This window comes from Gordonia sp. McavH-238-E (assembly GCF_022348225.1).
Taxonomy (GTDB): domain Bacteria; phylum Actinomycetota; class Actinomycetes; order Mycobacteriales; family Mycobacteriaceae; genus Gordonia; species Gordonia terrae.
In genome coordinates this window covers 71,670-93,352 of sequence record NZ_JAKRFE010000007.1, presented here as the reverse complement: position 1 = coordinate 93,352, position 21,683 = coordinate 71,670, and the positions used below count along the sequence as shown (strand labels likewise).

Here is a 21,683-nt window from a genome sequence, read left to right as displayed (position 1 = left end):
GCGCCCCTGGAAACCGCCCTTCACCGGGCGACCGACGACAATATGTCATCGGGTCGCCCCTGGAGGGCGGTTATCGGGTGGGTGAGGCCTGTACTACGAGCAGTGCCCCTCCGCGCGGGCGACCTCGGCGACAGCAGCCGCGACGGCCGGGGCGACCCGGTCGTCGAGCGGGCTGGGCACGATGCGATCGGCGCGCAGGTCGTCGGCGACGACCGAGAAGATCGCCTCTGCCGCAGCGATCTTCATACCCTCGCTGATGCGGCGTGCGCCCGCGTCGAGGGCACCCTTGAAGACGCCGGGGAACGCGAGCACGTTGTTGATCTGGTTCGGGAAGTCGCTGCGGCCGGTCGCGACGATCGCGGCGTACTTGGCCGCGGCCTCCGGATGGATCTCCGGGTCGGGGTTCGACAGCGCGAAGACGATCGAATCGTCGTTCATCGACGCGATGAGCTCTTCGGGGATGAGACCCGCCGACACACCGATGAAGACATCGGCTCCGGCGAGTGCCTCGACCGCGCCGCCGGTCAGTCCGCGCGGGTTGGTGCGGGAGGCCAGTTCGCTCTTCGACTCGTTCAGTCCGTCCCGTCCCTGGGACACGATGCCCTTGGAGTCCAGCACCACGACGTCGGAGATGCCCACTGCCAGCAGGATGTTCGCGCAGGCGACGCCCGCGGCGCCGGCGCCCGAGATCACGACCTTCAGGCCGGCGAGGTCGCGGCCGAGGTGCGTCGTCGCACCCTTGAGGGCGGCGAGGACGACGATCGCGGTGCCGTGCTGGTCGTCGTGCATGACCGGGCAGTCGAGGGCTTCGATGACTCGACGTTCGATCTCGAAGCATCGGGGCGCGGAGATGTCCTCGAGGTTCACGGCGCCGAAGCTCGGACGCAGCCGGATGAGGGTCTCGACGATCTCGTCGGGGTCCTGGGTGTCGAGGACGATCGGGATCGAGTTGAGTCCGGCGAAGCTACGGAAGAGTGCGGACTTGCCCTCCATGACCGGCAGCGAAGCGCGCGGTCCGATGTCGCCGAGTCCCAGAACTGCCGATCCGTCGCTGACGACGGCCACCAGCCGGTCGGTCCACGTGTACTTGTTCACCAGGGTGGCGTCGGTGTCGATCGCGCGCGACACCTGGGCCACGCCCGGGGTGTAGGCGATCGACAGGTCGCGCTGCGTGTCGATGGGTGCGCGCAACTCCACCGAGAGCTTGCCGCCGACGTGCGCCAAGAAGATCTCCTCATCGGTGATGGGGTGATCGGCGATCGTGGGTTCGGTGTAGGGGGTCTCACCCATACGTGTGTCCTCCGTGCTCGTCACGGGTCCTCCTGGAATGCCGCGAAATATGCGGGTTGCATCGTCTCGCCGGCCACGCTGCCCGCGAGCTAGAAGTGATCCGCATCGACGCGAGCGGGTGGACTCAGCGGACGCGGGTCGGGCTCGTGTGAGCGGGGTGACGCTCGTTACGGCCGGATTAAGTGTCTCACCGTCTGGGATTGTGCCGATAGGTGGGTCGGGCCAGGTAGACCACACAATGGTCATTGGTAAGGTACAACTTGTGTCTATGTTGCATGCGACCACCGAATCCGCTGCTGAGCGGGTATACGCCGAGGTCAAAGAGCAAATACTCACAAACGAGATCGCCGGCGGTGAGCTGATCAGCGAGGGCGAGATCGCTGCGAGGTGCTCTGTGAGCCGCACTCCGGTGCGCGAGGCATTCCTGCGTCTGGAGACAGAGGGCTGGATGCGTCTCTACCCCAAGCGCGGGGCGCTCGTGGTGCCGATCGGCGAGCGCGAGATCCGGGACGTCGTCGACGCTCGGCTCCTCCTCGAACGGCACGCGGTCCGGTCGGTGGTCGCGCGCCCGGCCGCGACCGCCGCACTCGTGCGGAGTCTGCGCGACAACCTGACCGCGCATCGCAGAGCAGACGCCGCTGACATCCGGGAGTTCGCGCGGATCGACGCCGAGTTCCATCAGCTGATCGCCGCAGCCGGCGACAATCCGTTGCTCTCCGACTTCTACACGACGTTGGGGGAGCGCCATCGTCGGATGACGACGGCCTCGGTCCACCGGGACGCCGCCGTCGCCGCCCGAATCCTCGACGACCACCTCGCGCTCCTCGACGCCGTCGAGTCCGCCGATGCCGACCGCTTCGACGAGCTTCTCGCCGGCCACCTCGTCGCGGTCCACGATCTACCCGGACACGACCTCCCCGGGGCACGGGCGTGAGCGCCGGCCGCGCGCGCTTCGGATGGCCCGCCGTCGCGCTCGCCGTGTTCGCCACCGCGTGGGGCGGCAACGAGTTCACGCCGCTGCTGGTGATGTACCGCCAGATCACCGATCTGTCACCGGTGGTCGTCGACGCGCTGCTGTTCGCCTACGTGCTGGGCATCGTGCCCGCTCTGCTGATCGGTGGTCCGCTGTCGGACCGGCTGGGTCGACGACCACTCATGCTGCCCGCCCCGCTGTTCGCGGCCGTCGGTTCGGGTCTGCTGGCCGCAGGATCGGAGTCGGTGGCGCTGCTCACCGCAGGGCGCGTGTGCAGCGGGATCGCGCTGGGTCTGTCGATGGCTGTCGGCGGGAGCTGGATCAAGGAGCTCTCCGACCGCGACGGCGCGCGGACCGGGGCCGGTGCCGGTCGCGCGGCGATGAGCCTCACCGCCGGTTTCGGCGTCGGGGCGGGAGTGGCCGGTGTGCTCGCGCAATGGGGACCCTGGCCGCACGTCCTGCCCTATCTGATCAACATCGGCGTCGCGGTCGTGGCGGCGAACCTGATCGTGCTGGTGCCGGAAACGCGTGCCCGGCAGGCTTCTCCGGGGCGTCTGCGCGACGACCTGCGCATCCCGTCCGCAGGTCATCGTCGTTTCCTGTTCGTCGTGATGCCGCTCGCACCCTGGGTGTTCGGTGCCGCGGCGTCGGGCTATGCGATCGTCCCCGCCCTCATGTCCGCGCGCACCGCGGGAGCGCCGATCGCGTTCGCCGGCCTGTGCTGCGTGGTCGGTCTGACCGCCGGTTTCGGCATCCAGTCGCTGGGGCGGCGGATCGACCGGCCGGGGAGTATCCGCGGAGTCGTCGTCGCCCTGGTGGTGCTCGTGGCCGGAATGCTCCTGGCGGCGGTGGCCGCCCACGTGCTGACCGTCTGGGTCGCGCTCCTGGCGTCGACGGTGCTCGGCTGTGGCTACGGCATGGCGATGATCGCCGGTCTCCTGGAGGTGCAGCGCATCGCCGGCCCCGACGACCTCGCCGGACTCACGGCGGTCTATTACGGCGTGACCTACCTGGGCTTCGCCGTGCCTGCGGTGCTGGCGTGGATCTCGGAGACGTGGGTGGGGATCTCGTATCCGATGATGTTCGGGTTCGGGGCCGCCGCGGCCGTCGTGTGTCTGGCGGTGACACTCGTCGGGCATCGACGCCACGGGCCGGACGCCGCGGTCGACCCCCATGCCCCGCTCGCGACCGCAGACCTTGGAGCCGCCCGGGCGCGGTGACCCGGCACCTCGGCACAACCACCCGGTACCCTGCTGGGAGTTTGGTCGGCCACCGCAGGCGGTGTGGTCGACGGTGCGACGGGGAGTGCAGCGGGTGAGTGTGGAAAGGCGCGGGCGATGATGCTTGGGGCATGGGTCGTCGTGGTGTCGGCGCTCGTGCTGATCGTGCCGGGCGCGCTCGTCGGCCGGCGGATGAACCTCCCGTGGCCGGTCGCGCTGGCCGCCGGCCCGCCCATCACCTTCGCTCTCGTCTCGATCCTGACGGTGCTGTACTCGATCGTCGGCTTCGAGTGGAACGGGGTGTCGGCGCTCGTCGGCCTGGTCTTCGCGGTCGCCGGCGCCTGGATCTATTCGGCGCTGCTGCTCACGCGCCGGGGCAGACGGCTGGCGCCGCCATCCGAGGACACCGGTGAACCCCGGGTGGGCCGCACGGCGGTGCTGCGGGTCGCCGCGGGCCTCGCACTCGGGGGCATCGTCATCGCCGTCACCTGTATCCGGCCGATCGTGAACACCGCGTTCGCGGGTCTCGGCAACATCTCGCAGGTGTGGGACTCGTTGTGGCACGCCAGTTCTCTGCGCTGGATCCACGAGACGGGCATCGGCTCGGCCATGCGTATGGGCGAGCTGATGAACTACGACACCCGGGGCTTCAACTACTACCCGAACACCTGGCATGCGCTGGGCGCGCTGCTGTTTCCGCTGACCGGCGCCGACCCGGTGGAGCTCTACAACACGTATTCGCCTGCGGTGCTTGCGGTCACCGTGCCGCTCGGTGTCGCGTCGCTGGCCTACTGGTTCGCGCGGCACCGCTACGACGTCGACTCGGCCGCCTTCATCGCCGGCACGGCGGGAGCGCTGAGCGCGCTGTTCCCGTCGCTGCCGTACGTCGAGATCCAGCTGACCTCCGTGCCCAATGCGGTGGGCGTCAGCCTGGCGCCGGTGGCCGCCGTGCTCGTGATGAGCGTCGTCTCGGACCGCTCCCGTGTGTTGCCCGCCGCGCTTGCCGTTGCCGGTGTGACCGCCACGCACCCGTCCGGTCTCATCGTCGTCGGTGTGATCGTCGGCCTCTGGTGGCTGTGCGAGGGTCTGTGGCGGCCGGTTGCCGGGCGCCTGCGTGACCTCGCGGCCCTGGCGGTGACGGCCGTGCTGACACTGGTCCTCATCGCGCCGGTGGTGCTGGGCACCATCCGGGTCGCCGACACCAACGAGCTCCCGTTCTTCGACTTCCGCGAGGACACGATCGGCGTCCTCGACGGACTTGTCAAAGGCGCGTTCAACGGGACGATCCCGCTCGAACTCGATCACTTCCCGGTGTGGCCGCTGATCGCCGTCACCCTGCTGGGCCTGATCGCGCTGGCCTGGTCGCGGTGCTGGGCCGGGCTCGCCGCGTGGTTCGTGTTCGCGCTGGTCACCGCCAACGCCATGGTGTCTCTCGGCCCGCTGTCGGCGCCCCTCGGGGTGATCGGCGGGTACTTCTACAACTCGCCGCATCGCCTCACGTTCGTCGTCGCGATCATCTCGGCGGCGGCCGCCGGCATGGCGATCGGCGCTCTCGCGCTGGGCCTGGCCGGCCTCGTCCGACGCCGCGCGGTAACTGATCAGGCCGAGGGCCGGGCACCGGGCGAGACGACGTCGGGGAAGGCGGGCTGGGTGGTGGCCGCGACGTATGTGGTGCTGCTGGCGCTGATCGCCGGCGCCGCCGTCGTCCGCTATCCGCCGAATGCGCAGATCGCGTCGAAGGAGCGGGGCGGCAAGTACGTAGGCCCCGACGACCTCGCCGCCTACGCATGGCTGGCGTCGCAACCCGATGCCCAGGACGTGCTCGTCCTGAACAACCTCGACCAGGGGACCGGCTGGCTCTACCCGGTCACCGGGGTCACACCCATGTTCCCGTTCTATCGAGCGAACGAGTTCTCGGAGCGGCAGCGTGACGTGTTCTGGGGTGTGTCGAAGATCGGCGCCGACCCGGCGATCGACCAGATCGTGCGAGACATGAACGTGCACTACGTCATCGACTCGCCGCCGAGCTACTGGGAGTTCCAGCGCGGCATGCCCGATCCCTCGCGGGGTCACCAGGGGGACCCGTTCCTGTCGCTACGGCAGAACGGTGCGCCCGGACTGACCGAGGTGTTCCGCCGCGGCGACGCCGTGATCTACCGCGTCAACGACCTGGTCTATCCGCCGCCCGCACCCTGATCGCCCTGCCCCGGCCGCGGCGCCGATCCCCGACACCGCGCGGGTGATGGGGTCTAGCGTCGACACATGCGGCCCTGGATGTGTGTCTTCTGCGCCAACGAGTTCCCGCCGGGCGAGAACCCGCCCGCGATGTGCCCGATCTGCGACGACGACCGGCAGTGGCTCCCGGAGAGCGGACCGGGTTTCATGCCGTTGGACGAGACCGCCGACAACGCACTGACCACCGACGAGGTGGAATCCGGCCTGACCGCGCTGACGGTGCGTCCGTCGGTCGGGATCGGGCAGCGCGGCTTCGTGATCGCCACGTCCGACGGGAACATCCTGTGGGAGCCACCGGGGTTCATCGGGCCCGCGCTGGTCGAGTGGCTCGAACGGCACGGCGGGCTCGCCGCCGTCGCCGCCAGCCACCCGCACCTCGTCGGCGCGAGTGTGTCGCTCAGTCATCGATTCGGTCGTGTCCCCGTGTACTACAACGACTTCGACCGACGCTGGGTGACCCGCCCGGACCCGGTGATCGAATTCTGGACCGACACGGCTGATCTTCCCGGCGGGGTGCGACTCGTCCGGTGCGGTGGGCACTTTCCCGGGAGCGCGGTCCTCCATCTACCCGACGCCGCGAACGGGCGGGGCGCGATCCTGACCGGCGACACCGTCAAGGGTGTGATGCAACCGGGCATGGTCACCTTCATGCGCAGCTACCCGAACATGATTCCGCTGTCGCCGCGGCTCGTCCGCCAGATCGCCGACCGTATCGGTGAACTCCGGTTCGACCGGCTCTATGACGCGTTCGGCGTCGTGATCGACCACGACGCCCGCGGCGTCGTCGAAACCTCCGCCCGGCGCTACATCGGCTGGGCGACAGACGAGATCGTCGACCCCGACGACCCGCACACGCCCGCGTGAGCGGGGGCCGGGGACCGCCTCAGGCGTCCGGGTACCCCTTCGGATTGCCCGACTGCCACCGCCAGGTGTCCGCGCACATGTCGTCGATGGTCTTGTCGGCGTGCCAGCCCAGGTCGGCGTTCGCCCGAGTCGGGTCGGCGTAGGACGCGGCGATGTCACCGGCACGACGGGGAGCGACCTCGTAGGGGATGGGTCGGCCGCTGGCCCGCTCGAACGCGTGCACGACCTCGAGGACCGAGACGCCCTGGCCCGTACCGAGATTCCACGTCGACATGCCGGCCCCTCCGGTGCTGATCCGGTCGAGCGCGGCGACGTGACCCGCGGCCAGGTCGTCGACGTGGATGTAGTCGCGGACACCGGTTCCGTCCGGGGTGTCGTAGTCGTCGCCGAACACCGACAACTTCTCGCGCCGGCCGACCGCGACCTGCGCGACGAACGGCATGAGGTTGTTGGGGATGCCCGACGGGTCCTCGCCGATCGTCCCGCTCGGGTGAGCGCCCACGGGGTTGAAGTAGCGCAGCGCCGCGATACGCCACAGATCCGAACTCGCGGCGACGTCGCGCAGGATCTGCTCGATCATCACCTTGGTCCAGCCGTACGGGTTGGTCGCCGACGTGGGCAGATCCTCGGTCATCGGCAGTTCGGGCTCGGCACCGTAGACCGTCGCCGAGGACGAGAACACCAGCGTGTGCACGTCGTGGCGCTCCATCGCGCGGAGCAGCGCGAAGGTGGTGCCGAGGTTGTTCTGGTAGTAGTCGAGCGGTTTGGCCACCGACTCGCCGACCGCCTTGTACCCCGCGAAGTGGATGACCGCGTCGATGTCCTCGTGGGCGAAGAAGTGTTCGGTCTTGTCGACGTCGGCGAGGTCGAAGGCGTGCACCGGGATGGAACGCTCGGTCAGCGCCTCGAGCCGACCGACGACAGTCGGTTTGGCATTGCTGAAATCGTCGACGATGACCACGTCGTGTCCGGCGGAGACCAATTGGACGACGGTGTGCGAGCCGATGTAGCCCGCGCCGCCGCTCACGAGTACGCGCATGACCACCACCGTATGCGGCGACCCTGGGAATGGGCCACGCGTGTCGTGTCAGCCGGTGACGCGTTCGGTGGCGGCGTATTTCTGTTCGACTGATTCTTTGGTGGGTTGCCACCAGGCGGCGTGGTCGCGGTACCAGTCGATGGTGGCGGCCAGGCCGGCGCGGAAGTCGAGGTAGGAGGGGGTCCAGCCGAGTTCGGTGCGCAGGCGGGTGGAGTCGATGGCGTAGCGGCGGTCGTGGCCGGGGCGGTCGGTGACGAAGTCGAAGGCGTCGGTGGGCTGGTCGAGGAGTTCGAGGATGGTCTCCACGACGGTGCGGTTGTCGACTTCGCCGTCGGCGCCGATGAGGTAGGTCTCACCGATCCGACCGCGGTCGATGATGGTCCAGACGGCGTCGTTGTGGTCGTCGACATGGATCCAGTCACGGATGTTGCGGCCGTCGCCGTAGAGCTTGGGGCGCACACCGGAGAGCACGTTGGTGATCTGGCGGGGGATGAACTTCTCGATGTGCTGGTAGGGGCCGTAGTTGTTGGAGCAGTTGGAGATGGTCGCGGCGACGCCGAAGGAGCGGACCCAGGCGCGGACGAGGAGGTCGCTGCCGGCCTTGGTCGAGGAGTAGGGGCTCGACGGGTTGTAGGCGGTGGTCTCGGTGAAGCGGGCGGGGTCGTCGAGGTCGAGGTCGCCGTAGACCTCGTCGGTGCTGATGTGGTGGTAGCGCACCTGGTGGGTGCGGACGGCTTCGAGCAGGGTGTAGGTGCCCACGAGGTTGGTGGTGACGAAGGCCGACGGGTCGGCCAGGGAGTTGTCGTTGTGGGATTCGGCGGCGAAGTGCACGACGAGGTCGGCCTCGGCGACCAGGCGGTCGACGAGGGCGGCGTCGGTGATGTCGCCCTCGACGAGTTCGACGCGGTCGGCGACCGGGGCGAGGGTGTCGGGGTTGGCGGCGTAGGTGAGTTTGTCCAGTACCCGGATCGAGGTGTCGGGGCGGGTGGCCAGCGTGCGCAGCACGAAGTTGGCGCCGATGAACCCGGCACCCCCGGTCACGAGAACACGCACGTGCGACGCCTTTCGTCGAGGTCGGTGGACGCCGTCACTCTACCGAGCAGCCGGTGCGGGCGTCCCGGGTGAACGCATGGTGGCACGACGCACCTGGCGTCGCGAAGGGTGTCGGGCATTACCCTGATCGCCATGAAAGGGATCATCCTGGCCGGCGGTACGGGCACCCGGCTTCACCCCATCACGCAGGGGGTGAGCAAACAGCTCGTCCCGGTCTACGACAAACCGATGATCTACTTCCCGCTCTCGACGCTCATGCTGGCCGGCATCCGCGACATCCTGATCATCACCACCCCGCACGACGCCCCGGCCTTCGAGAACCTGCTCGGCAACGGGGACCAGTTCGGCATCAACCTGACCTACAAGACCCAGCACTCGCCCGACGGCCTCGCCCAGGCCTTCGTCCTCGGCGCCGAGCACATCGGGTCCGAGTCGGTCGCACTCGTGCTCGGCGACAACATCTTCTACGGCCCCGGTCTCGGCAGCCGGCTGCAGGGTTTCGAGAACGTCGACGGCGGTGCGGTCTTCGCCTACTGGGTGGCCAACCCGGAGGCCTACGGCGTCGTCGACTTCGACGCCGACGGCACCGCCATCTCGCTGGAAGAAAAGCCCGCCGACCCGAAGTCGAACTTCGCGGTGCCCGGTCTGTACTTCTACGACAACGACGTCGTCGACATCGCCCGTGACCTGAAGCCCAGCGCCCGCGGCGAATACGAGATCACCGACGTCAACGCGCACTACCTCGACCGCGGCAAACTGTCGGTCACCGTGCTGCCCCGCGGGACGGCCTGGCTCGACACCGGAACGTTCGACAGCCTGCTCGACGCCGGCAACTTCGTGCGCACCGTCGAACAACGGCAAGGCCTGAAAATCGCTGTCCCGGAAGAGATCGCCTGGCGCCAGGGTTATCTGGACGACGATGAGCTGCGGGCTCGGGCCGACACATTGCGCAAGTCGGGTTACGGTGACTACCTGCTGGAGCTCCTTCAGCGTGGCAAGGGTTTCTGACGCGAAAGGCTTCTCATGAAGGTCCGCCCACTCGCCATCGAGGGTGCCTGGGAGTTCACGCCGGTCCAGCACGGCGACGCCCGGGGGTTGTTCGCGGAGGCGTTCAAGGCCGATGTGCTGGCCGAGGCCATCGGGCACCGCTTCGACCTCGCGCAGGTGAACCTCTCGGTGTCGGCCGCCGGCGTCCTCCGCGGTGTCCACTTCGCCGACGTCCCGCCGGGACAGGCCAAGTACGTCACCTGCCCCAGCGGTGCGATCCTCGATGTCATCGTCGACATCAGGGTCGGCTCAACCACTTTCGGTGCGTACGACACCGTCCTGCTCGACGATGTCGACCGCCGGGCGGTCTACCTCGCAGAGGGACTCGGACACGCGTTCTGTGCCCTCGCCGACAACTCGACCGTGACCTACCTCTGCTCCACCGGTTACAACCCGACCGGTGAACACGGCATCAATCCGCTCGATCCCGAGCTCGCCATCGACTGGCCGACGCGGGCACGCGACGGTTCACCCCTGGAATTCGAACTCTCCCCGAAGGACACCGCTGCGCCGGGGCTTTCCGAGGCACGTGAGTCGGGCCTGCTCCCGGTTTACGACGAGGTGGCCGAGTTCCTGCGGGCCCGACGTAGCTGAGGCGTCCGAACGCCGAAACGTGTACGGCGTGGCCGTACACGTGCCGGGGCGGGCGGAAGTCAGCCGTTGGTCGACCGCCGGAAGGCGGTGACCGCCCAGAAGTAACCGACGACCAGGAACACCACACACCAGCCCAGCGCCCACGGCCAGCGATCGCTGATGTCGAGACCCATGAGGAGTCCGCGAAGCGTGTCGGCGATCGGACTGAACGGCTGGTACTCGGCGAACTGGCGGACGCCGTTCGGCATGCTGTCGGTCGGGACCAGCCCACTGCCCAGGTAGGGCAGGAACAGCAACGGCAAGGGCATGTTGCTGGCACTCTCGGGGTTCGGCGCGACGACGCCCATGGCAACCGCGATCCACACCAGGCCCGCGGTCAGCAGCAGGAGTAGACCGCCGGCCGCGAACCAGTCGAGAAGGCTTGCGTCGGCGCGGAATCCGAGTGCGAAGGCCACCGCCAACAGGAAGCAGACCGCGACGACACCCTGGATCAGGGCGCCGACGAAGTGTCCTGCCAGGATCGCCGTCGGCGGAGTGGCCAGCGATCGCAACCGGTTGATGATGCCCTCGGTGACGTCCTGGTTGACCGAGACAGCCACCGCCACCGTCAGGAACGACGGCACGAAGAGGAGCAGGCCGGGCAGCAGATAGTTGATGTACTTTCCGTCGATCGGGCCGTCCGCGGACAGTGCGCTCTCGATGGCACCGCCGAAGAAGTAGGTCATCATCAGCAGGATCACCACCGGCATGGCGATCGTCGAGAACATCATGGTGGGATAACGCCGCAATCGGATCAGATTGCGTCGCACCATCACAGCGGAGTCCGACAGGGTGTGGTCGAGCGTGGTGGTCATGGCTTCTCCTTAGTTGGTGGCGGCGGCGCGGCCGGTGATGGTGAGGAAGACGTCGTCGAGATCCGGTGTGTGCACCGAGATCCCGGAGGCGTCGATGTTCGCTTCGTCGAGGGTGGACAGGACGTCCCGGACCGCGCCGATGTCGGCACCCCCCGGCACGGCGAGGGTGTTCTCGCCCGGGGTGTCCACCGCCGATGGGAAGCGGACCCGCGCCCGTTCGAGGTCGTCGGCGTCGGTGAAGTCGATCCGGATGTACCCGCCGGGGACGAGTCGTTTCAGTTCGGCGGCCGTGCCCTCGGCCACGATCCGGCCCCGGTCGAGCACGGCAATGCGGTCGGCGAGATGGTCGGCCTCCTCCAGGTACTGCGTGGTGAGGAAGATGGTCGTGCCGCCGGCGACAAGGCCGCGGACGGTGTCCCACACCGTGCGACGAGACCGTGGGTCGAGTCCGGTCGTCGGCTCGTCGAGAAAGATGATCGCTGGTTCGCCCACCAGCGTCATGGCCAGGTCGAGGCGCCTGGTCATGCCGCCGGAGTACTCGGCGACCCGACGGTCGGCGGCCTCGGTGAGGTCGAAGTCGGCGAGCAGTCGGTCGACCCGTTCACGGGCCGCCGTCCTCGACAGGTGCCGCAACCGGGCAACCATGGTGAGGTTCTCTCGTCCGGTCAGCAGTGTGTCGACCGCGGCGAACTGACCGGTCAGACCGATCTGTGCGCAGATCTCCGTGCGGTCGGTGCGCGGATCGAGGCCGGCAATCTCCACCTCCCCGTCGTCCGGGTGCGACAGCGTGGACAGGATCTTGACCGTGGTCGTTTTGCCCGATCCGTTGGGACCGAGCAGCGCAAAGACGCTGCCTGCGGGTACCTCGAGGTCGATCCCGTCCAGGACGGTGTGATCGCCGAAAGACTTCGTGAGTCCGGTGGCGCGGATGGCGGTCGTTGTCATGATCGTGCTCCCTACGGTGGATGGAACGATGAATAAACACATGCGCATATATGCATAGATGGGTAGACGACCGTCCCTGATGGACGTCGTCGGAAGTGCTCGGTTGTGCTAGCGGGTCGGTCGGGTGGGATTACCCCTGCTCCCTGAGGAGCGAAGCGTCACGAAGGGTCTTCGACTGTCACACGTCCAGGTCTTCGACTGTCACACGTCCAGGTCTTCGACCTCGGGTCGGAGGGCGGCTGCGGTGCGCGCGTAGAACCGCTCGGGGACAAGAGGTTTGAGTTGCTCGGCGGTGTCGACGATGTCGACGCGGTAGTCGCCCCAGTCGGGGAGGTCGGCGGTGAACAGGCTGCGGACGCTGGGCAGGCCGGTCAGATCCTTCAGCCAGTTGCCGGTCTTCTGCCGATGTGTCACCCCGTAGTTCATCCAGTCGACGTGGTGGACCGCGAGGACGATCTTGCCCGTGCGGCCCTCGTAGGAGCTCAATTTCGTCGCGTTGCCGGTGGCCTCGTCGTACTCGGTCTCCTCGGCCAAGAGTCGACCGAAGAATCGCTTGCGTCGGACGCCGTCGGGTCCGTCCCGCAGAACCACCTCCTCGTAGCCCGCGTCGCGGTAATCGGCCGCTCGGACGTAGGCGCGCAACGCTTCGACGACCGCGCCGGAGAGGTTGCCCCCCGACACCTGTTGAGCGCGTTCGAGGACCTTGATGTCCTCGTCGGAGACGTAGATGGTCTTGTTGGGCATGCGCCAACTATAAGTAGATGTATACGTAGACGCAAGGGTGAATGCGAAGCTCCTCGGGCGACCCGTCCGCCGGCCTCGGGTCTCCGAATCGTTCAGTAGGCTGAGTGTTGGGAGGTGGCGAGCGGATGCTCTCGGAACTGTTGGGAAATTCGGCGATCATGGCCGCGATAGGGCTGGGGATGATCGCGTTGACCGCGTGTGCGCTCCACCTGAGGAGATCGTGCGGGGCGGTGACCTGGCTCGTGGTCCTCCTCGGGGTTGCGCTGACGTTCGACAATGTCGCGGTCGCGGTCGGACGCATGGTCGGATTCGGCGACGTGCTCCACGCGATCAACCTGCCGCGCTTCTGGATTCACGGTCTGATGACCCCGCTGATCGTGGTGGCCGCGGCGATCCTGGTCTGGCGTCTGGGAGTTCGGTGGCGCCGCTCGGTCGTCGTTGTCGGGGCCCTCCTGGTCGCCGCGCTCGTGGTCGTCGGGATCGTCGAACTGTTCGTGGCGCTGGATCTGACGCCGGAGACTGACGGTGACGCGCTGCGGTACGCCAACGCGGCGGCTGCCGGCCCGCCGATCCCGGCGTTGGGCACCGTGCTGCTGCTCATCGCGATCGGTGTGTCCGCCTGGCGTCAGGCCCGATCGTGCTGGCTGCTCATCGGGTCGGTCACGATGCTGGTCACCGCGGCGGCCGGTATGTCGGTTCTCTGGCTCGGCAACTTCGGCGAGCTCGTTCTGTACGCCTCCATCGTCGCCGGCATGTTTCAGGTGGCCACGACCGTAAGGCGTTCTGCCGTCGATGATGACAACGAACAACCCGTGTCGGCGGATGCAACGGCTCAGGAGGTGACGGTCGGACGCTAGTCGCCTGGTCCGCCCCGGTGCTCCCGCTCGGCGTCCTGCAGCGCGATGGCGCGGGCCAGTCGCGCGTATTTGACCTCGAGATCGCGGAACCGCAGATACGTCGACACCGTGGTGAACGCGAACGCGATGACCAACAGGAACAGCACCAGGTCGAGGCCGCGCTGGATGCCGATCTTGTTGGCGACCCAGGTGACATCGTCCTGACGCAACATCGCGTAGAGGCCGAATCCGATGAACGCGACGAACAGCAGCTTGACACCCGCTGATGCGCGAGCCGTTCCGCGGTTCACCACGAAGAAACCGACGAGCGCGACCAGACCGAGGATCGCGAGAATCTGGAACCAGATCATCGAGGCCTCACTTCCTCATCCGGGTGTGAAAGAGTCCGTCGGCGACGATGTTGACCCCGTTGATCAGCGACTGACCCTTCGCGCGCGAATAGTCGGTGTAGAGGATCGTCACCGGTTGTTCGGCCACCCGCCACCGGTGGTGATCGATCAGCGCGATGAACTCCGACGCGTGGCTCATCCCGCTCATGAGGAGATCGAGCTCATCGGCCACGGTCTTGTTGAAAGCGCGAAGCCCGTTGTGCGCGTCGGACAATCCGAGGCGACGGGTGCGCGGGCTCAGGAACACGATGGTGCGCAACGCCATTCGGCGCAGCAACGGAACCGACTCGCTTCGGCCGTCGGCGAAGCGGGTTCCGACGATGATGTCGACCGGCTCGCGTCGCAACCGCTCGATCATCGCCGAGACGTCGTCGACCTGATGCTGGCCGTCGGCATCGAACGTCACGAAGAACCGGGCCCCCGGCCGGCGACGCGCATATTCGACGCCGGTCTGGATGGCGGCGCCCTGACCGAGGTTCACGGGGTGGCGCACCAGATGCACGCCTGCGGCCCGGATCTCCTCGGCCGAGTTGTCCGAACTGCCGTCGTCGACGCAGACGATGTTGGGGAACGTCTCGCGGGCCTTGGCCGCCACCTCGCGAATCACCTGGCCCTCGTTGAAAACGGGTACCACCAGCCACACGTCGGCGTTGGTACTGGGGTCGGCCATGGTCAACAACCCTAACCCGCTTCCGCGCGGTGCCTGCCGCCCGGCACGCCTCGGGGGTCGCGAGGTGATCGGGCCTGGTTAGTCTTGTCCGGTGACGATCGACGTGATGATGCCGTTCTACGGCGACGTCGCCCAGTTCCGGCAAGCCGTCACCAGTGTGCTCGACCAAGACGACCCGGACCTCCGGCTCGTCGTCGTCGACGACTGCTACCCGGATCCGACGCCGCGGCACTGGCTGGAGTCGCTCGGTGACGCCCGGGTCCAGTACCTCCGCAACGAGACCAACCTCGGTGTGAACGGGAACTTCCGGCGCTGCGTCGAGCTGGTCACCGCCGACTGGTTCGTGGTCATGGGGTGCGACGACGTGATGCACCGTGCCTACCTCGCCACCGTCCGTACGTTGGCCCGCCACCACCCCGATGCCGCGGTCATCGCGCCCGGCGTCGACGTCATCGACGAGAACGGGCAACCGGTCACGCCGCTCGGCGACCGGATCAAGTCGGTTCTCGCGCCGCCGCGGGCGACCGTGCTGTCCGGGGAACGGCTGGCCACCTCGCTGTACCACGGCAACTGGACCTATTTCCCGTCCCTGTTGTGGCGGACCGCCGCCGTGCGCGAGGTCGGATTCCGGCCCGGACTCGAGATCGTCCTCGATCTCGCTCTTCTCGTCGACCTCGCGAGCGCCGACGGATCACTGGTCTACGACCCGGAGGTCGTCTTCTCCTACCGCAGGCACCGCGCCTCGGTGAGTTCCGTGCAGGCCGTCGACGGTCGGCGGTTCGCCGAGGAGAACCGATTCTTCGCCGACGAAGCGCAGCGTTGCGAGGCGCGCGGCTGGCCGAAGGCGGCGCGCGCCGCGAGATGGCACGCGACGTCGAGGCTGAACCACCTCTCCGCTCGCGTCGGGGCGGGCATCGGCCGATTGCGGGGTTCGTCCGCGAGCTAGGAGCGCGCCGCTCCTCGACGACAGACCCCCTGCTCCCTGAGGAGCGAGCTTGCGAGCGTCACGAAGGGTCAGGCCCGCAGGACCCCGACGAGATGCACACCGAGCCCGATCAGCGGACCGACGACGAGGGCGACGCAGGTCCGGGCCGCGACGTCGAACGGCAGCAGGAGCATCGCAACCGCCACGAGGGTCGCCACCCACCAACCGGCCGCATACCAGCGGTGGGCGCCCGCGGCGATCGCGGCGGCGCCGGTCACCGTCAGCAGCGCCAGGCAGGTCGCGCCGAGTGTCAGGGCGGCCACGACCAGCCCGTCGAGATCGAAATCAGCCCCGAACACCGACCTCAGCAACCACGGATCGAGCAGCCACGCGGCGAGGACCCCCACCCCGCCGACCGCGGCGACGATCCCGAGTGGGACACCGAGCGAGGCGAGCCGACGGTCCCGGCCATCGACGAATCGCGAGATCAGAACACCCTGAAAGCTGTTGAGCGGCACCAGCAGCGGCGCGCGCGTCAGGGTGACGGCGAGGATCAGTGCGCCGATCGTCCGGGTGTCGTCGGCGTCGGACCCGCCGCGCAGGTCGGTGGTGAGGTTGATGAGGACCGGGAACCCCATGACGAGGACGGCACTCGCCGCTGCGGCGGCCATCGCGGTCAGGGTGTTGACCGTCAGGCTCCGAGGCGGGATGTCGCCGGCAACGCCGATCGCGCGGCGGGCTGTCGCCGAGACCGTCAGGACCACGCACCACGACACGGAACCGATGACGGTGACGACGAGGAACGCGGTGGTGCCCCAGCCGGCTGCCACCACGATCCCGGCACCGGCGAGCCGGATCAGCGCGTCGATCGACAACAACATCGCGAACGACGACCAGTTCAGTCGTCCCGACAATGCGCCACACAGGTGGGCGTAGACCGCGAAGCTCGCCACGCCCACGGCGAGCAGCAGCACCGACAGTCCGCGGTCCGCGGTGAACACCCGGCCGCTCCACAGCGGTGACGACACCAGGACGAGAACGGCGAGGCCCACACCGATGCCCGTGTTCACCAGCAGCGGCCGCGACCGGGCGAGGCCCTCCGACGCCGCGGTTCGCACCGTTCGGGTGGTCTCCTGCAGCTGTCCGTTCTGCGCGCCGGTCACCAGCCCATACGCGGCCCAGAACACGGCGAACACGCCATAACCGACGGCGCCGAGATGGCGGGCCGCCAAGAGCATGACGGCATATCCCGACGCGGCCGCGACAACCGTCGCGATCGTGACCCGACCCAGCGAACGGGCGGACATGTCACCGGACGGGACCGCCGCACTCGGGTCGGGACCCGGCGTCGTCGGATCGGGCGTCATCGAACGGTCAGGAGGGACCAGGGAACGGCGGCAGTTCGGGCGTGAACAGCCAGTCGTCCCAGAGTTGCTTGAGTGGCGTCGACGACTGGGTCGCGGCGAGCGCCATGAAGTCCTCGGTGGTCACCGAGCCGTAGCGGTGCTTGTCGGTCCATCGCTGCAAGAGTGCGAAGAAGTCTCCGTCGCCGAGGGTCAGCCGCAGTGCGTGCAGGGTGAGTGCGCCGCGCTTGTAGATCCAGTCGTCGAACATCTTGCGAGGGCCGGGATCGGCGAGTGGCACACGGACCGGGGACGATTCGAGTTTCGCGTAGTAGTGACGCGCCCACTCGTCGGCGCTCCGGCCACCCGAGTGCTGACTCCACAGCCATTCGGCGTAACAGGCGAAACCCTCGTGGAGCCAGATGTCGCGCCACCGGGCCGCGGTCACCGAGTTGCCGAACCACTGATGTGCGAGTTCGTGGGCGATCAACCGCTCGGCATGCCGGCTGCCGTCACAGTGGTTCGCGCCGAAGGTGGAGAAACTCTGTGCCTCGATGGGGATCTCGAGCTCGTCATCGGTCACGACGACGGTGTACAGCGGGAAGGGATAGGGCCCGAACATCTCGATGAACGCCGAGACCATCTCGGTCTGCTTGCCGAAGTCGATGCCGAAGTTCTCCTCGAGGCGCGCGGGAACAAGACCCGAGACCGGAATCGGCTTGGACGTCAACGAGATCTGTTTGTACTGGCCGATCTGGATCGACGCCAGGTAGGTGGGCATCGGTTCCACCTGCTCGTACACCCAGGTGGTGTGCGCGGCGCGGACACGTTTGGACTCCAGCACGCCGTTCGCCAGCGCGTGGTAGGGACTGTCGGTGGTGATCGAGATCCGGTACGGCGCCTTGGCGCTCGGGTGGTCATCGCACGGGAACCACGATGCCGCCCCGTTGGGTTGGTTCGCGCAGAGCGCACCGTCGGTCAGTTCCTCCCAGCCGACCTCGCCCCACGGGCCGCGGATCGGGTGGGGGCTGCCGTGGTACCGGACCGTGACGGTCATGGCTCCACCCGGGGGGAGCGGAGTGTCCGGCGTGATGGTCAGCTTGTGGTTCCGGTGCGAGTAGCGGGCGCGCTTGTCGTTCACCGACACCCGGTGCACCGAGAGCGAACTCGCCAGGTCGAGGGTGAAGCGTTTGAGCTCGGCGTACGACGTCGCGGTCAGGATCGCGGTGCCCTCGAGCCGGTTGCTGGCGACCTTGTATTCGAGCTCCAGGTCGTATCGGGAGATCCGATACCCCAGATTGCCGTTGTCGGGCAGGTAGGGATCGAGGACGTCGGCGGGTGCTCCCAACACTGGTTGCCCGGAATTGCCCCGTGAACCCAGCCCAAACTTTCCCGGCACTCTCGACTCCTACTCCGTTCTGCCCGGCGGGCTGACGTGCGGTCACGCGCTTCGACGAGTCGCGTCGGCGACGCGCTGCGACCGGTCACGAAGCGGTTGCGGTTGGGTGGTGATGTCTCGATTCTGCAGTTCACCCGCGACGGGGCGATGCTGTCCCGGACACTGAGAGAGTACCTGGCGGCGGCGCAACCGGCCCGCCCGATCGATTCGAGGAGTGCGGAATGAGCGGATTCGGTAGTGTGGCGCAGTTTCTCGCGCGCCTGATACTCGGCATCATCTTCATCGCCCACGGTTGGCAGAAGCTGTTCACGCAGGGTATGGATGCCACCAAGGTGGCCTTCGGGCCCGGCGGGATGGACGTGCCCTACCCGGAGCTGGCGGCCTATTACGCCACCTGGGTCGAGCTGATCGGCGGCATCCTGCTGATCCTCGGACTGCTGCTGCCGATCGTCGCGACCCTGCTGATCGCGGACATGATCGGTGCGATCGTCTTCGTGCACTGGGACGCCGGGTTCTGGAACATGGACGGCGGTTACGAGTGGCCGCTGGCGCTGATCGCGGGCCTGCTGGCGGTCGGGTACACGTCGGCGGGCCGGATGGGCGCCGACAGCTACATCATGCGGCGACGACGCCGAGACGTCGTCTGAGACTCAGGCGAAAGCCAGGCCGTCGATGGTGGCCGTGCTCGTGGACACCGCGCCGGTGTCGGCGAGGGCGGCCACGAGTCGTGCGATCGTCTCGCGTTCCTCCTCCGCGTGACGGAGGCCGACGCCGTCGATGAGTCCGGGCGAGAGCAGGGCGAGGGGATCGGTGTCGTGCCGGTGGATGACCGCCGCGCCGAGGAGGCGTTGCGCCTGGCCCGGATCGGATTCCCACAGCGCGTCGGCGGTGAGCAGATACAAGCGGACGGCCGGTGGGTACTCGTGGAGGTGCACGAGCGCCCAGGCCCAGTGCTTCGCGACATCCACCGTGTCGGCCTCGGCCCGGCCGTGCGTGCGCACGTACTTGCCGTGCAACTCACGACACAGATGACTGGCGTCGGACCACAGCATGAGGTGAGACATGCACCGGACGCAGTCGTGCAGATTGGACAGGTACATCACCGAATAGGGTCCCTCACGGCGCGACCTGATCTCGCGGAGCACGGAGAACTCGGCCAGCGCGTGGTCGTATTCACCGGCCGAGAGCAGCGCCTGGGCCTCGGCCTGCATTTCCTCGATCACCTTTGTGATTGTCGCCGATAGCGCGATCCACCATGGCTCGTTTCGCCGAACCGGGCGGCGGTCGCAGCACTCAAAGGACCCACGCACCTGCGCGCCTGGCGGAGCAACCGACGGGCTGGCATCGTGGCAAGGATGAAGGACGACATCGGTAGTACCCCCGAGGGCTCGGACGGCGAGTACAGCCTCGACGAGGACGATCAGCTCCAGCCCGAGGACACCCTCGACGACCGCGGGGTCGACGACGTCCTCGACGAGGGGTACTCACCGCCCGACTACGAGCCCAAGGGTGCGGTGCACGGGCTGACCTCCCGCGAGCAGGCCGAGGGAGAGACGCTCGACGAGAGGCTCGCCGAGGAGGAGCCCGACGTCGGGGCGGTGGACCCGCTGGATGAGATCACCGCCGAGGAACGTTCTCGGACCGATTGGCGCGCACATGATTCCGACCGCGACGAAGACTTCGAAGAAGACGACGAGGTCGGGGATACCCGAGCGGGTCGGCTGATCGCCCCGGATGCGGGCTCCGGCATCGACACCGAGGCCGAGGCGGTCGCCGAGGACGCCGGGATCGACGGAGCCGGGGCCTCCGCGGAAGAGGCTGCCGTGCACTACATCTCGGACAGCCCGGAGTAGGGGCGTCCACAACCCTTCTCCTCAGCGCTGTTCGGCGCAGACGGCGATGACGGTCAGCCCGTCGGGTCCGGCGCGTAGGCGACGGCGGGTCTGCAGATCGACGGAGATGAACTGGCCTGGCGCGATCGGCGTCGGTTCGTCGTCGACGACGACCCAGCCGCTGCCCGCGATGACGGCGTAGACGTCATCGTTGCGATCGTCGATGTGATCGTGGTCGACCGTTTCGGCGCCCGGTGGGAGCTCCACCTGGTAGACCTCGAAAGCCGTGACGTCGAGGGCCTCGCTGATGCGCCGGTCGAACGGGCTGGCTGCCGGATGCGGGCCGTGGCCGGCAGGTACCGCGGATGCGTGGACGATGACGTGACCCATGAACGCATGCTAATGCCGGACGCTCGCTTGGTCTCGCCGAGAACTCCACCACCCGTCGGACCCCGAAGCGATTGGAGGAAAGCGTTGCGGCGCAGTCGTTCCCTCGGACCTGAACCGTGCGCTAATCGGACGGCGGCGTCTGCTCCATGACCTGCGCGAGCGCCTCGACGATCTTCCCCCGAATTGCTTCGGGGGTCAGCCCCAGTCCGCCGAGCGCGCCGGCCAGGCCGTCATCGGCGAACATGCCGAGAAGCAGGTGTTCGGTGCCGATGTAGTTGTGGCCCAGCTCGACCGCGACGCCCACGGTCGACTCGAGTACCGCCTTGGCCGCCTCGTCATAGGGCACCACGCTGGTGGCCTCCGCGTCGGGGATGTCCCGCGGACTCGGCACCAGCGGTGTGATCGCGGTCGTCCACGCGGCTGCGTCGACACCGAACTCGGACAACACCACGAAGACGAGAGACGTCGGCTCGGCGGTGAGGGACCGCGCGATATGGGCGGGGGTCACGTGTTCGGCCCGGTCGGCGGCCGCGCTTGCGTTGGCAGCCATGAGAACGTTCGCCGCGCGTGGGGTGAAGCGCGAGAACGGGTTGTCGTCGGCGGGGGCCTCGTCGCTGCTCGCCGTCGACACCCGGTCGACGAACCGCTTCTGGGCGGCCTGTTTGCTCACCCCCATGCTGGCGCCGATCGATGTCCAGGACGCGCCGGAGCGTCGTGCCTGGTCGACGAAATGGCCGATCAGGCTGTCGGCCACGTCGCCGAGATGCTGGGCGGCGAGGACGGCGTCCGACAGCTGATCCAGCGGGTCGTCGTGGACTTTTCGGATCGCGGTGATGAGGTCGTCGAGACGGATGGTGACAGGTGTATCAGGCATGCGTCAACCATAGGTTGACGACCGATCCCCGTCAACCCTTGGTTGACGAACCGCGGCGACCGGGGCGTTTGGCCGCGTTCGTTGACAGGATCGGAAACCGTCGTGACGATGGATGCGGAGATCGGCGAAGACGTCGCCGGCGACTC

Annotated in this window: 23 protein-coding genes; 10 read left to right on the top strand and 13 right to left on the bottom strand. The window is 67.9% G+C overall.

Going from position 1 to position 21,683, the window contains the following annotated elements; all coding sequences use genetic code 11:
* Positions 1-93 precede the first annotated feature (93 nt).
* The gene (locus tag MHN80_RS11960) at positions 94-1,290 is read right to left on the bottom strand and encodes an NADP-dependent malic enzyme (protein ID WP_033204498.1); all 1,197 of its coding nucleotides are present in this window, start codon (positions 1,288-1,290) and stop codon (positions 94-96) included.
* A 268-nt stretch (positions 1,291-1,558) separates the two neighbouring features.
* Between MHN80_RS11960 and MHN80_RS11955 the strand changes: the two genes are divergently transcribed.
* The 4 genes from MHN80_RS11955 to MHN80_RS11940 all read left to right on the top strand — a co-directional run bounded on the left by MHN80_RS11955 (position 1,559) and on the right by MHN80_RS11940 (position 6,582).
* Positions 1,559-2,224, top strand: a complete 666-nt coding sequence (locus MHN80_RS11955) for a GntR family transcriptional regulator (protein WP_033204496.1) — start codon at positions 1,559-1,561, stop codon at positions 2,222-2,224.
* Positions 2,221-3,483, top strand: a complete 1,263-nt coding sequence (locus MHN80_RS11950; protein ID WP_239401886.1) for an MFS transporter — start codon at positions 2,221-2,223, stop codon at positions 3,481-3,483. The genes MHN80_RS11955 and MHN80_RS11950 overlap by 4 nt, the downstream gene beginning before the upstream one ends.
* Before the next feature lie 117 nt (positions 3,484-3,600).
* A complete protein-coding gene (locus MHN80_RS11945) occupies positions 3,601-5,679 on the top strand; it encodes a DUF6541 family protein (protein WP_239401884.1) in 2,079 nt (692 codons plus the stop codon).
* Positions 5,680-5,745: 66 nt separating this feature from the next.
* Complete coding sequence (locus tag MHN80_RS11940) at positions 5,746-6,582, top strand: hydrolase (RefSeq protein ID WP_239401882.1); 837 nt, start codon at positions 5,746-5,748, stop codon at positions 6,580-6,582.
* A 19-nt stretch (positions 6,583-6,601) separates the two neighbouring features.
* Here the strand turns inward: MHN80_RS11940 and galE are convergent, their stop codons facing one another.
* Positions 6,602-7,621: a UDP-glucose 4-epimerase GalE gene (gene galE, locus MHN80_RS11935; RefSeq protein ID WP_004022136.1), complete on the bottom strand. Its 1,020-nt coding sequence runs from the start codon at positions 7,619-7,621 to the stop codon at positions 6,602-6,604.
* Positions 7,622-7,669: 48 nt separating this feature from the next.
* Entirely contained in the window at positions 7,670-8,674 is a 1,005-nt protein-coding gene (gene rfbB, locus MHN80_RS11930; RefSeq protein ID WP_239401880.1) for a dTDP-glucose 4,6-dehydratase, read from the bottom strand.
* 132 nt (positions 8,675-8,806) lie between these two features.
* Between rfbB and rfbA the strand changes: the two genes are divergently transcribed.
* Together rfbA and MHN80_RS11920 are read left to right on the top strand one after the other, a co-directional pair.
* Entirely contained in the window at positions 8,807-9,682 is an 876-nt protein-coding gene (gene rfbA / locus MHN80_RS11925; RefSeq protein ID WP_239401878.1) for a glucose-1-phosphate thymidylyltransferase RfbA, read from the top strand.
* Between the two features lie 15 nt (positions 9,683-9,697).
* On the top strand, positions 9,698-10,315 hold the full coding sequence (locus MHN80_RS11920) for a dTDP-4-dehydrorhamnose 3,5-epimerase family protein (RefSeq protein WP_239401876.1): 618 nt from the start codon (positions 9,698-9,700) through the stop codon (positions 10,313-10,315).
* 59 nt (positions 10,316-10,374) lie between these two features.
* On the opposite strand, the gene MHN80_RS11915 is transcribed toward MHN80_RS11920, so the two are convergent.
* From MHN80_RS11915 to MHN80_RS11905, 3 genes are all read right to left on the bottom strand, one after another.
* Positions 10,375-11,169 carry an ABC transporter permease gene (locus MHN80_RS11915; protein WP_064570959.1) on the bottom strand — a complete coding sequence of 265 codons (795 nt, stop codon included), beginning with the start codon at positions 11,167-11,169 and terminating at the stop codon, positions 10,375-10,377.
* A 9-nt stretch (positions 11,170-11,178) separates the two neighbouring features.
* Positions 11,179-12,114, bottom strand: coding sequence for an ABC transporter ATP-binding protein (locus MHN80_RS11910; RefSeq protein WP_239401874.1), 936 nt, complete (start codon positions 12,112-12,114; stop codon positions 11,179-11,181).
* A gap of 201 nt (positions 12,115-12,315) precedes the next feature.
* Positions 12,316-12,858: an EXLDI protein gene (locus MHN80_RS11905; protein WP_004023611.1), complete on the bottom strand. Its 543-nt coding sequence runs from the start codon at positions 12,856-12,858 to the stop codon at positions 12,316-12,318.
* 125 nt (positions 12,859-12,983) lie between these two features.
* On the opposite strand from MHN80_RS11905, the gene MHN80_RS11900 reads away from it, so the two are divergent.
* Entirely contained in the window at positions 12,984-13,715 is a 732-nt protein-coding gene (locus MHN80_RS11900; RefSeq protein WP_239401872.1) for a hypothetical protein, read from the top strand.
* Here the strand turns inward: MHN80_RS11900 and MHN80_RS11895 are convergent.
* The gene (locus MHN80_RS11895) at positions 13,712-14,065 is read right to left on the bottom strand and encodes a DUF2304 domain-containing protein (RefSeq protein ID WP_004023609.1); all 354 of its coding nucleotides are present in this window, start codon (positions 14,063-14,065) and stop codon (positions 13,712-13,714) included. The two genes, MHN80_RS11900 and MHN80_RS11895, sit on opposite strands and share 4 nt — an antisense overlap.
* A 7-nt stretch (positions 14,066-14,072) precedes the next feature.
* Complete coding sequence (locus tag MHN80_RS11890) at positions 14,073-14,774, bottom strand: glycosyltransferase family 2 protein (protein ID WP_004023608.1); 702 nt, start codon at positions 14,772-14,774, stop codon at positions 14,073-14,075.
* Between the two features lie 91 nt (positions 14,775-14,865).
* Between MHN80_RS11890 and MHN80_RS11885 the strand changes: the two genes are divergently transcribed.
* Positions 14,866-15,720, top strand: coding sequence for a glycosyltransferase family 2 protein (locus MHN80_RS11885; protein ID WP_239401870.1), 855 nt, complete (start codon positions 14,866-14,868; stop codon positions 15,718-15,720).
* A gap of 68 nt (positions 15,721-15,788) precedes the next feature.
* Here MHN80_RS11885 and MHN80_RS11880 read toward each other — a convergent pair whose 3' ends face one another.
* The gene (locus MHN80_RS11880; protein WP_239401868.1) at positions 15,789-17,066 is read right to left on the bottom strand and encodes a polysaccharide biosynthesis protein; all 1,278 of its coding nucleotides are present in this window, start codon (positions 17,064-17,066) and stop codon (positions 15,789-15,791) included.
* Positions 17,067-17,073: 7 nt separating this feature from the next.
* Positions 17,074-18,441, bottom strand: coding sequence for a M1 family metallopeptidase (locus MHN80_RS11875; protein ID WP_239401866.1), 1,368 nt, complete (start codon positions 18,439-18,441; stop codon positions 17,074-17,076).
* A gap of 221 nt (positions 18,442-18,662) precedes the next feature.
* On the opposite strand from MHN80_RS11875, the gene MHN80_RS11870 reads away from it, so the two are divergent.
* Positions 18,663-19,088, top strand: coding sequence for a DoxX family protein (locus MHN80_RS11870; protein ID WP_004019708.1), 426 nt, complete (start codon positions 18,663-18,665; stop codon positions 19,086-19,088).
* Between the two features lie 3 nt (positions 19,089-19,091).
* Here MHN80_RS11870 and MHN80_RS11865 read toward each other — a convergent pair whose 3' ends face one another.
* Positions 19,092-19,664 (bottom strand): hypothetical protein, encoded by a 573-nt coding sequence (locus MHN80_RS11865; RefSeq protein ID WP_064570965.1) that lies wholly within the window; start codon positions 19,662-19,664, stop codon positions 19,092-19,094.
* Between the two features lie 132 nt (positions 19,665-19,796).
* On the opposite strand from MHN80_RS11865, the gene MHN80_RS11860 reads away from it, so the two are divergent.
* Positions 19,797-20,294 (top strand): DUF5709 domain-containing protein, encoded by a 498-nt coding sequence (locus MHN80_RS11860; protein WP_239401864.1) that lies wholly within the window; start codon positions 19,797-19,799, stop codon positions 20,292-20,294.
* Between the two features lie 21 nt (positions 20,295-20,315).
* Here the strand turns inward: MHN80_RS11860 and MHN80_RS11855 are convergent, their stop codons facing one another.
* Together MHN80_RS11855 and MHN80_RS11850 are read right to left on the bottom strand one after the other, a co-directional pair.
* Positions 20,316-20,663, bottom strand: a complete 348-nt coding sequence (locus MHN80_RS11855) for a cupin domain-containing protein (protein WP_239401862.1) — start codon at positions 20,661-20,663, stop codon at positions 20,316-20,318.
* A 121-nt stretch (positions 20,664-20,784) separates the two neighbouring features.
* Positions 20,785-21,537: a Clp protease N-terminal domain-containing protein gene (locus tag MHN80_RS11850; RefSeq protein WP_239401860.1), complete on the bottom strand. Its 753-nt coding sequence runs from the start codon at positions 21,535-21,537 to the stop codon at positions 20,785-20,787.
* Positions 21,538-21,683 lie beyond the last annotated feature (146 nt).